This window comes from Kosakonia sp. CFBP8986 (assembly GCF_034044935.1).
In the GTDB taxonomy this organism is placed as follows: Bacteria; Pseudomonadota; Gammaproteobacteria; order Enterobacterales; family Enterobacteriaceae; genus Kosakonia; species Kosakonia cowanii.
Window position 1 is genome coordinate 491585 of record NZ_JAXCXB010000003.1, and the last position, 10806, is coordinate 502390.

Genomic DNA, 10806 nt, shown 5'->3' on the forward strand with positions numbered 1-10806 from the left:
CCGTTTATTGATGCGTGACGACAATCAGACGCAGCGCGTCCAGACGCCAGCTGGCCTGCGCCAGGCTCTCCATCACCTGCAGCCGGTTGCTCTCGATCGCTTCCAGTTCGTCATCACGAATGTTCGGGTTGACGGCTTTCAGCGCTTCCAGACGCGCCAGCTCCGCAGAGAGCTTCTCATCGGCTTCGCGGCGCGCAGCTTCAATCAGCGCCTTCGCGGCATCAGCCACCTGGGCTTCACCTTTTTGCAGAATGGTATGCACTTCCTGCTGTACGGCGTTGACCAGTTTGCTGCCGGTATGGCGGTTTACCGCGCTCAACTGACGGTTAAAGGTCTCAAACTCCACCTGCGCGGCGAGGTTGTTACCATTTTTATCCACCAGCAGGCGGATCGGCGTCGACGGCAGGAAGCGGTTTAACTGCAACTGCTTCGGTGCCTGCGCTTCGACCACGTAGATCAGTTCTACCAGCAGCGTGCCGACCGGTAAGGCTTTGTTCTTCAGCAGCGAAATGGTGCTGCTACCGGTGTCGCCGGAGAGGATCAGATCCAGGCCGTTACGGATGATCGGGTGCTCCCAGGTGACAAACTGCGCATCTTCGCGCGACAGCGCTACATCACGCTCAAAGGTGATGGTGCAGCCATCTTCCGGCAAGCCTGGGAAGTCCGGCACCAGCATATGATCCGACGGCGTCAGCACAATCATGTTCTCGCCGCGATCGTCCTGGTTAATGCCGACGATATCAAACAGGTTCATGGCGAAGGCAATAAGCGCGGTGTCGTCATCCTGCTCGGCGATGCTGTCAGCCAGCGCCTGCGCTTTCTCGCCGCCGTTGGAGTGGATCTCCAGCAGGCGGTCGCGGCCCTGCTCCAGCTGCGCTTTCAGCTCATCATGCTGCGCGCGGCAGGTTTTAATCAGATCGTCAAAACCGTCGGTATTTTCCGGCGCGGCCAGGTAGTTAATCAGCTCGCCGTGTACGCTGTCATAGATGGCGCGGCCGGTCGGGCAGGTGTGTTCAAACGCGTCCAGCCCTTCGTGATACCAGCGCACCAGCACCGACTGCGCGGTTTTTTCAAGATAGGGCACGTGGATCTGAATGTCGTGCGCCTGGCCAATACGATCCAGACGGCCAATACGCTGTTCGAGCAGATCCGGGTTAAAGGGCAGGTCGAACATCACCAGATGGCTGGCGAACTGGAAGTTACGCCCTTCGGAGCCGATTTCGGAGCAGAGCAGCACCTGCGCGCCGCTATCCTCTTCCGAGAACCAGGCCGCCGCGCGGTCGCGTTCAATAATCGACATCCCTTCATGGAACACTGCCGCGCGGATACCTTCGCGCTCGCGCAGAACCTGCTCCAGCTGCAGCGCGGTCGCCGCTTTGGCGCAGATCACCAGCACCTTCTGCGAGCGGTGGCTGGTGAGGTAGCCCATCAGCCACTCGACGCGCGGATCGAAGTTCCACCATGTGCCGCTGTCGCCCTCAAACTCCTGATAGATCTGCTCCGGGTAGAGCATATCGCGGGCGCGCTCTTCCTGGCTTTTGCGCGCACCCATGATGCCGGAGACCTTAATCGCCGTCTGGTACTGGGTCGGCAGCGGCAGTTTCACCGTGTGCAGTTCGCGTTTCGGGAAGCCTTTGACCCCGTTACGGGTGTTACGGAACAGCACGCGGCTGGTGCCGTGGCGATCCATCAGCATGGCGATCAGCTCCTGGCGCGCATCGGCAGCGCCCTCGCGGTCGCTGTTCGCGGTTTGCAGCAGCGGCTCGATATCCTGCTCGCCCACCAGCTCGCTCAGCATATTGAGATCGTCATTGCTCAGGCGTTCGCCCGCCAGCAGCAGCGCGACGGCGTCGGCTACCGGACGGTAGTTCTGCTGCTCATCAACAAACTGGGCGAAATCATGGAAACGGTTCGGGTCGAGCAGGCGCAGACGCGCAAAGTGGCTCTCCATACCGAGCTGTTCCGGTGTTGCGGTCAGCAGCAGAATGCCCGGCACGCGCTCGGCCAGTTGTTCAATGGCGAGATATTCGCGGCTCGCCTCTTTTTCGCTCCACACCAGGTGGTGCGCTTCATCGACCACCAGCAGATCCCACTCGGCATCGCACAGGTGTTCGAGGCGCTGCTTGCTGCGGCGCACGAAATCAAGGGAGCAGATCACCAGCTGTTCGGTCTCGAACGGGTTATCGCTATCGTGCTGCGCTTCGGCATAACGATCGTCATCAAACAGCGCAAAGCGCAGGTTGAAGCGGCGCAGCATCTCAACCAGCCACTGGTGTTGCAGGGTTTCCGGCACCACGATTAGCACGCGCTCGGCGGCACCCGCCAGTAGCTGCTGATGCAGGATCATCCCGGCTTCAATGGTTTTGCCCAGCCCCACTTCATCGGCCAGCAGCACGCGCGGCGCATGGCGGCGGCCCACGTCATGGGCAATGTGCAACTGGTGCGGAATCAGGTTCGTACGCTGCCCACGCAGGCCGCTCCACGGCATGCGGTACTGCTCACTCTGGTATTTCCGCGCGCGGTAGCGCAGCGCGAAACGGTCCATACGATCAATCTGCCCGGCGAAAAGACGATCCTGCGGCTTGCTGAACACCAGCTTGCTGTCGAGCAGCACTTCACGCAGCACCACATTGCTCTCACCGGTATCAAGACGCGTACCGGTATAGGCGAGCAGACCGTTCTCTTCGTTGACTTCATCGATGGTGAGCTGCCAGCCGTCGTGACTGGTGATGGTGTCACCGGGATTGAACATGACGCGCGTGACGGGAGAGTCGCTGCGGGCATACAAGCGATTTTCACCGGTGGCGGGGAAAAGCAGGGTGACCGTGCGCGCGTCCATCGCAACGACAGTACCAAGTCCAAGCTCGCTTTCCGTATCGCTGATCCAGCGTTGACCAAGTGTAAAGGGCATAAATGAACTCTAATCTCTAATTGCAGGCAATAGTTCGTCACCGCCTGGCGACAGGCGGGCGGATAAATTTGGGGCCAGAAAAAGGAAGGGCGCTATGGTACTGGAACCAACTTCGTTCGTATAGACCGATTCGTGCAGCATCACGGTCAGAATAGTCCCAGCTGCCCTGTCATCAGTGTAGCAAAGTCATCGTCAAGGAAAGGAAGGATCCCATCGGCGACCGGCTGCAACTGCTTCGTTAAATAGTGATCGTAATCGAGCGGCGAGCGCTGGTAATCGACCGGTTCCGGACCACTCGTCGTCCAGAGATACTTAATGGTGCCGCGGTTCTGGTACTGCGGCGCGCGCCCGCGCTTCTGGTTCTCCTCGTCGGCAAGACGCGCGGCGCGCACGTGCGGCGGCACATTACGCTCATACTCCGCCAGCGGGCGGCGCAGGCGCTTGCGGTAGACCAGCTGCGCATCCAGTTCGCCCGCCATCAGGCTGGCGATGGTCTCGCGGACATAATCCTGGTAGGGCTCGTTGCGAAAAATACGCAGATAGAGCGACTGCTGGAACTGCTGCGCCAGCGGCGTCCAGTCGGTACGCACCGTCTCAAGGCCTTTAAACACCATGCGCTGCGTATCGCCCTCCTGAATCATCCCGGCGTAGCGCTTTTTACTCCCCTGATCCGTACCGCGAATGGTCGGCATCAGGAAGCGGCAAAAATGGGTTTCGAACTCCAGCTCCAGCGCGCTCTCCAGCCCCTGCTGTTGCAGATGGGAAGTCCACCAGCGGTTAACCGTGTCGACCAGCTGCTGACCAATTTTCACCGCCGCCTCTTCGCTGTGCTGATGCTTAAGCCAGACGAAGGTGGAGTCCGTATCGCCATAGATCACGTCATATCCTTCGGCTTCGATCAGCGCTTTGGTTTGCAGCATGATCTGGTGCCCGCGCATGGTGATCGACGAGGCCAATCTCGGATCGAAGAAGCGGCAGGCGGTGGTGCCGAGCACGCCGTAGAAGGCGTTCATAATGATCTTCAGCGCCTGCGACAGCGGCTTATTGCCCTGCCGTTTGGCCTCATCGCGCCCGTGCCAGATCTGCCCGACAATCTCCGGCAGGCAGTGCTTCTCGCGCGAAAACCACGCGCCGAGGAAACCTTCCGTGCTGTGCGCCGCATCCGGCTGCGCTAACCCTTCAATCAGACCGACGGGATCGATAAGAAAGGTGCGGATGATCGACGGGTAGAGGCTTTTGTAATCGAGCACCAGCACCGAATCATAGAGGCCAGGACGTGAGTCCATCACATAGCCGCCTGGGCTGGCCTGCGGTGCGACATCGCCGAGATTGGGCGCCACATAACCGGCGCGGTGCATGCGCGGAAAATAGAGGTGGCTAAAGGCGGCAACCGAGCCGCCGTGGCGGTCGGCGGGCAGGCCGTTGACCGTCGCGCGCTCCAGCAAGAAGGGCATGATCTCCGTCTTGTGGAAGATACGCGTCACCAGCTCGCAATCCTTCAGGTTATAGGTAGCAAGCGCCGGCTTATCTTCGGCGAAGCGGCGGTTAATCTCATCCATGCGATCCCACGGGTTGTCGATCGCTTTCCCCTCGCCGAGCAGTTCGCGCGATACCGATTCCAGCGAGAAGGAGGAGAAGCTCCAGAAGGCGGACTTCAGCGCGTCGATGCCGTCGATAATCAAGCGGCCCGGTGCCTGGGCAAAGAAGACGCCGTTTTTAAAGCCGTGCTCGCGCCACTCCAGCTCGCTGCCGTTGCGCCCGAGGGTTAGCGGCACGCGATAGCGCTCGGCGCTCTTTTGCAGCACTTTCAAATCGAACTGCACCACGTTCCAGCCAATCAGCACATCGGGATCGTGCTCGGCAAACCAGGCGTTAAGCTTCTCCAGCAGCTGCGGGCGGCTGGCGACATAGATAAGGTCGAAATCGAGCCCCTGCGCATTACCATTCTCTGGGCCGAGCATATAGACCGTGCGCTGGCCGCAGCCCTCAAGGCCGATGCAGTAAAGTTCACCGTGGCGGGTGGTTTCAATATCCAGCGACACCCACTTCAGCGGCGGGCGATAGTGCGGGCTCGGTTTCAGGCGCGCATTGACCAGCGCATTGCCGCGCGGTTCGCCATCGACCCACACCGGAGCGGTGATAAAGCGCTCCATCAGATAGCGCTCCGGCGGGCGGACATCGCCTTCATAGACGGTAACGCCGCCTTCGCGCAGCAGCTTCTCAAAACGCATTAATTGACGGTGGGCGCGACAGTAGAGACCCATTACGGGACGGCGGTGAAAATCATTGAGGGAGAGGGGCGTTAAGCGCCAGTTGTGCTCATCGCGCAGCAGCGCGCGGGCGTTGTCGGCCTGTTCGGCGGGAATAAAGGCAACCGACTCCTGCGGCGGCAGCACCACGCGCAGCGGGCCGTTATCCGTGGCAAGCCAGAGTTCGATCTCCGTCCCGTTGGGCGTATCCCGCCAGTGACGGGTTAAAATAAAGCCTTCTTGCGCCTGCGCCACAGTTTGCTCTCACTCAACCGAAACCAGGCGAGATTATAGCCTGGTTCGGTAGGTGATGCTGTGGTTTTATACAGCTATTGGCCGTAATAGGCTTTCGCGCCATGTTTACGTAAATAGTGCTTATCCAGCAGCGTTTGCTGCATGGCGGGCAGCTGCGGATTGAGCTGACGGCTAAAGATGCCCATATAGGCCACCTCTTCCAGCACAATGGCGTTATGCACCGCGTCATCGGCATTTTTACCCCAAGCGAACGGCCCGTGGGAGTGCACCAGTACGCCGGGCATCTGCGCCGCGTCGATACCGTTTTTCTCGAAGGTTTCGACAATCACATTGCCCGTTTCCCACTCATATTCACCGTTGATCTCCTCATCGCGCATTTTGCGGGTGCAGGGGATCTCGCCATAGAAGTAGTCGGCGTGGGTGGTGCCGGTCGCCGGAATGGGTTGCCCGGCCTGCGCCCAGATGGTGGCGTGGCGCGAATGGGTGTGGACAATGCCGCCAATGGTCGGAAACGCCTGGTAGAGCAAGCGGTGGGTGGGGGTATCGGAAGAGGGCTTTTTCGTCCCTTCAACCACCTCGCCGGTGGCGATATCGACCACCACCATATCCTCGGCGGTCATCACGGTGTAATCGACGCCGGAGGGTTTGATCACCAGCACGCCGCGGGTGCGGTCGACGGCGCTGACGTTGCCCCAGGTCAGGGTGACCAGATTATGTTTTGGCAGTGCCAGGTTGGCTTCCAGCACCTGCCGTTTGAGATCGTCGAGCATCGGTTTCTCCTGTATTGCCGGATGGCGCGTTGCTTATCCGGCCTACGGGTTTGTTTCGTCTGTATTGCCGGATGGCGCGTGGCTTATCCGGCCTACGGGTTCGTTTTGTCTGTATTGCCGGATGGCGCGATGCTTATCCGGCGTGGTGGTTTTGTAGGCCCGGTAAACGCAGTGCCACCGGGCATCGGCTTAGCGCTTAGAACCGTAATAGAGCTCGTTCCAGCGCAGCGCATCTTTAAACGCTGGCAGGCGGGTATCTTCATCGATCACCGTCAGCTCAATGCCGTGCAGCTCGCTGAACTGGCGCATATCATCAAGCGTCAGCGCCTGGCTAAAGACGGTATGGTGCGCGCCACCGGCGAGGATCCACGCTTCGGAAGCGGTATTGAGATCCGGCAGCGCTTTCCACAGAGCATTCGCCACCGGCAGGTTCGGCAGATCGTGCGGCGTTTTCACCGCTTCAACGCAGTTCACCAGCAGGCGGAAGCGATCCCCGAGATCGATCAGGCTGGCGTTGATCGCCGGGCCCGTTTTGGTGGAGAAGATCAGACGTGCCGGATCGGCCTTGCCGCCGATGCCGAGATATTGCACATCAAGCGTTGGTTTCTCGTCGAGAGCGATAGAAGGGCACACTTCCAGCATATGCGAGCCGAGTACCAGGTCGTTGCCATTCTCAAAGTGGTAGGTGTAATCCTCCATAAAGGAGGTGCCGCCGTTCAGGCCGCCGGACATCACCTTCATAATGCGCAGCAGCGCTGCGGTCTTCCAGTCGCCTTCGCCGGCAAAGCCGTAGCCCTGCTGCATCAGGCGCTGTACCGCCAGGCCCGGCAGCTGTTTCAGGCCGTGCAGATCTTCAAAAGTGGTGGTGAAGGCGTGGAAGCCGCCCTCTTCTAAGAAGCGTTTCAGGCCAAGCTCGATACGCGCGGCATCGATTACGTTCTGGCGTTTATCGCCGTTCACCTGGGCCGCTGCGGTCAGGCGGTAGCTGCTCTCATACTCATCGACCAGCGCATTGATATCGCCATCGCTCACCGCATTCACCACCTGCACCAGATCGCCCACGCCCCAGGTATTTACCGAGAAGCCAAATTTGATCTGTGCGGCCACTTTATCGCCGTCGGTTACCGCTACTTCACGCATATTGTCGCCAAAGCGCACCACTTTCAGGTGACGGGTATCCTGTTTCGACACCGCCTGACGCATCCACGCACCGATGCGGGAATGAGCCTGTTTATCCTGCCAGTGACCGGTTACCACGCTGTGCTGCTGACGCATACGCGCGCCGATAAAGCCAAATTCGCGGCCGCCGTGCGCGGTCTGGTTGAGGTTCATAAAGTCCATATCGATGCTGTCCCACGGCAGGGAGGCATTAAACTGGGTATGGAACTGCAGCAGCGGCTTATTGAGGATCGACAGGCCGTTGATCCACATTTTCGCTGGGGAGAAGGTGTGCAGCCACACCACCAGCCCGGCGCACTTCTCGTCATAGTTGGCATCGCGGCAGATGGCGGTAATCTCATCCGGCGTGGTTCCCAGCGGCTTCAGCGTCAGTTTGCAGGGCAGTTTTGCTTCTGCGTTGAGGGCGTTAACCACCTGCTCGGCATGATGCGTCACCTGCTTCAGGGCTTCCGGCCCGTACAGGTGCTGGCTGCCAATAACGAACCAAATTTCATACTTGTCGAAAATAGTCATGATCGTGTCCTTAATGGGTTAACGCGGCCGGCGAAACTGTCGCGGCTGAAGGGAGATAGTGCTGCTCGGCGCTGACGGCCCACTGCTGATAGCGACGATAGAGCCGTTCAAACTGCTGCGCCTGTGCCGAAGGCTGGAGCGTTTTCTCGATGGCGCTCGCCATCTTCTGCTGCGCAGCCGGGATATCGGCGTGTACTTCTGCGGCGACGGCGGCAAAGATGGCCGCGCCCAGCGCACAGCACTGTTCAGAGGCGACAACCTGCAATGGGCGGTTGAGCACATCGCAGCAGGCCTGCATTACGCCGAGGTTTTTCCGCGCGATGCCGCCGAGTGCCATCACGTTGTCAACGGCAATACCCTGCTCGGTAAAGCACTCCATAATCGCGCGGGCACCGAAGGCGGTGGCGGCAATCAGCCCGCCGAACAGCGCCGGCGCGTCGGTGGCAAGATTCAGATCGGTGATCACCCCTTTCAGGCGCTGGTTAGCGTTTGGCGTGCGGCGGCCGTTGAACCAGTCGAGCACCACCGGCAGGTGATCGAGAGAAGGATTTTTCACCCACGCGTCGGTAAGCGCCGGCAGGAGCTGTTTCTGGCTGGCTTTGATCTGCTCTTTCAGTTCCGGGTGCTGCTGCGCCAGCTGTTCCAGCGGCCAGCCGAGGATGCGGCCAAACCAGGCGTAGATATCGCCGAAGGCAGATTGCCCCGCCTCGAGGCCGATAAAGTCCGGTACTACGCTGCCGTCAACCTGGCCGCAGATACCTTTCACCGCGCGGTCGCCAACGCTCTGTTTATCGGCGATCAGAATGTCGCAGGTGGAGGTGCCGATCACTTTCACCAGCGTATTGGGCTGTGCGCCTGCGCCGACGGCACCCATATGGCAGTCGAACGCGCCGCCGGAGATCACCACCGATTCAGGCAGCCCCAGGCGCTGCGCCCACTCTGCGGTCAGCGTGCCCACCGGGCGATCTGCGGTAAAGGTTTCGGTAAAGAGCGGCCAGCGCAGGTGTTTATTGATAATCGGATCGAGTTCATCAAAGAAGGCGGCAGGCGGCAGGCCGCCCCAGCTTTCATGCCACAGGGATTTATGCCCGGCGCTGCAACGCCCACGACGGATCGCTTCCGGGCGCGTAGTGCCGGAGAGCAGGGCAGGCACCCAGTCGCACAGCTCGATCCACGAGGCGGCGGCCTGCGCCACGGCGCTGTCGGCGCGGGTAACGTGCAGGATCTTCGCCCAGAACCATTCGCTGGAGTAGATGCCGCCAATGTAGCGCGAGTAGTCGGTTTTACCGGAGGTGTGGCACAGGCGGGTGATGGCTTCCGCCTCTTCCACAGCGGTGTGATCTTTCCACAACACAAACATGGCGTTCGGGTTGTCGGCAAACTCCGGGCGCAGCGCCAGCACGCGGCCTTCAGCATCAATCGGCGCCGGGGTGGAGCCGGTGCTGTCCACGCCAATGCCTTTGATCTCTGCCCGCTGGGCGTCGCTTAACTCTGCCAGCACGCTTTTAAGCGCCGCTTCCATCGATTCGATGTAATCGCGCGGGTGATGGCGAAACTGGTTATGCGGCGCGTCGCAATAACGGCCCTCCTGCCAGCGCGGATACCACTCGACGCTGGTGGCGATCTCCGCCCCGGATGTGCAGTCTACCGCCAGCGCACGTACTGAATCGCTGCCGAAATCGAGGCCAATCGTGATTGCCATGCTTAGTGCTCCATAAGAATAACCGTTAGAAAAACGATAGAGATCGGCGGCGAAAACCGTCAGGCAGGATTCGCTAATCTTATGGACGAAATTGCTATGGCATCGCAAAGTGTGACGCCGTGCAAAAATTCGATGTGGACATTTCTGTCACCTTTATAGACACTTTCGTTATCCGTTTTGACCCTGCTTTAAGGCGTTAAAAAGGGCTTATCGCTTTTGTCTTGCGGCGTCGCGTGATAGCAGTATTGACGCGCTCTGCCCGCCATTAGCCGGGAAATAACGGGAATGACAATATGGACAATTGGTTTCCTTGTCGGGTAGGGGAGTAATGCGTTTTATGGCCGAATCTCAAAATGATCCACTGCTGCCCGGGTACTCGTTTAACGCGCACCTGGTGGCGGGTCTGACGCCGATTGAATCGGAAAGCTATCTCGACTTTTTTGTTGACCGACCGCTGGGGATGAAGGGCTATATCCTCAACCTGACGGTGCGTGGCGAAGGCGTGGTGATGAACCAGGGCAAACAATTTATCTGCCGCCCCGGCGATATTCTGCTCTTTCCCCCCGGCGAGATTCACCACTATGGCCGCCATCCTGACGCCGAGGCGTGGTATCACCAGTGGGTCTACTTCCGTCCGCGCGCCTACTGGCAGGAGTGGCTAAACTGGCCGACGCTCTTCGCGCAAACCGGTTTTTACCGCCCGGATGATGCGCATATGGATCGTTTTCGCGACCTTTTCGCGCAAATTATCGATGCCGGGCAGAGCGCCGGGCGCTACGCCGAACATCTGGCGATTAACTTGCTCGAACAACTGCTGCTGCGGCGCATGGAGGCGATTAACGAATCCCTTAATCCACCCCTTGATAACCGCGTGCGTGACGCCTGTCAGTACATCAGCGACCACCTTTCCGATAACCATTTTGATATCGCCAGCGTCGCGCAGCATGTTTGCCTCTCGCCGTCGCGCCTGTCGCATCTCTTTCGCCAGCAGCTTGGCGTTAGCGTGCTGAGCTGGCGCGAAGATCAGCGCATCAGCCAGGCGAAACTGCTGCTCAGCACCACGCGGATGCCGATTGCCAGCGTTGGGCGCAACGTCGGCTTTGACGATCAGCTCTACTTTTCTCGCGTCTTTAAAAAATGCACCGGTGCCAGCCCGAGCGAGTTTCGTGCTGGATGTGAATGAAGCGTAAAGAATGGAAATAATCTGTTCTTCAATCTGACATAAGT

The 10806-nt window shown here is 59.5% G+C and carries 6 protein-coding genes; 1 reads left to right on the plus strand and 5 read right to left on the minus strand.

Going from position 1 to position 10806, the window contains the following annotated elements:
• Positions 1 to 4: 4 nt before the first annotated feature.
• From rapA to araB, 5 genes are all read right to left on the minus strand, one after another.
• Positions 5 to 2911, minus strand: coding sequence for an RNA polymerase-associated protein RapA (gene rapA, locus SOM48_RS09045; protein WP_320511820.1), 2907 nt, complete (start codon positions 2909 to 2911; stop codon positions 5 to 7).
• Positions 2912 to 3057: 146 nt separating this feature from the next.
• Positions 3058 to 5415: a DNA polymerase II gene (polB, locus tag SOM48_RS09050; protein WP_320511821.1), complete on the minus strand. Its 2358-nt coding sequence runs from the start codon at positions 5413 to 5415 to the stop codon at positions 3058 to 3060.
• Positions 5416 to 5489: 74 nt separating this feature from the next.
• A complete protein-coding gene (gene araD / locus SOM48_RS09055; protein WP_023480360.1) occupies positions 5490 to 6185 on the minus strand; it encodes an L-ribulose-5-phosphate 4-epimerase in 696 nt (231 codons plus the stop codon).
• A gap of 189 nt (positions 6186 to 6374) precedes the next feature.
• Positions 6375 to 7877, minus strand: a complete 1503-nt coding sequence (gene araA, locus SOM48_RS09060) for an L-arabinose isomerase (protein ID WP_094419346.1) — start codon at positions 7875 to 7877, stop codon at positions 6375 to 6377.
• Positions 7878 to 7887: 10 nt separating this feature from the next.
• Positions 7888 to 9579 carry a ribulokinase gene (gene araB, locus SOM48_RS09065; RefSeq protein ID WP_054802795.1) on the minus strand — a complete coding sequence of 564 codons (1692 nt, stop codon included), beginning with the start codon at positions 9577 to 9579 and terminating at the stop codon, positions 7888 to 7890.
• Between the two features lie 337 nt (positions 9580 to 9916).
• On the opposite strand from araB, the gene araC reads away from it, so the two are divergent.
• Positions 9917 to 10762 carry an arabinose operon transcriptional regulator AraC gene (gene araC / locus SOM48_RS09070; protein WP_076770265.1) on the plus strand — a complete coding sequence of 282 codons (846 nt, stop codon included), beginning with the start codon at positions 9917 to 9919 and terminating at the stop codon, positions 10760 to 10762.
• Positions 10763 to 10806: the final 44 nt, after the last annotated feature.

Coding starts and splice junctions, on each gene's coding strand:
- araB (WP_054802795.1), bottom strand. CDS start 9,579: ATGGCAATCACGATTGGCCTCGATTTCGGCAGCGATTCAGTACGTGCG.
- araA (WP_094419346.1), bottom strand. CDS start 7,877: ATGACTATTTTCGACAAGTATGAAATTTGGTTCGTTATTGGCAGCCAG.
- rapA (WP_320511820.1), bottom strand. CDS start 2,911: ATGCCCTTTACACTTGGTCAACGCTGGATCAGCGATACGGAAAGCGAG.
- araD (WP_023480360.1), bottom strand. CDS start 6,185: ATGCTCGACGATCTCAAACGGCAGGTGCTGGAAGCCAACCTGGCACTG.
- araC (WP_076770265.1), top strand. CDS start 9,917: ATGGCCGAATCTCAAAATGATCCACTGCTGCCCGGGTACTCGTTTAAC.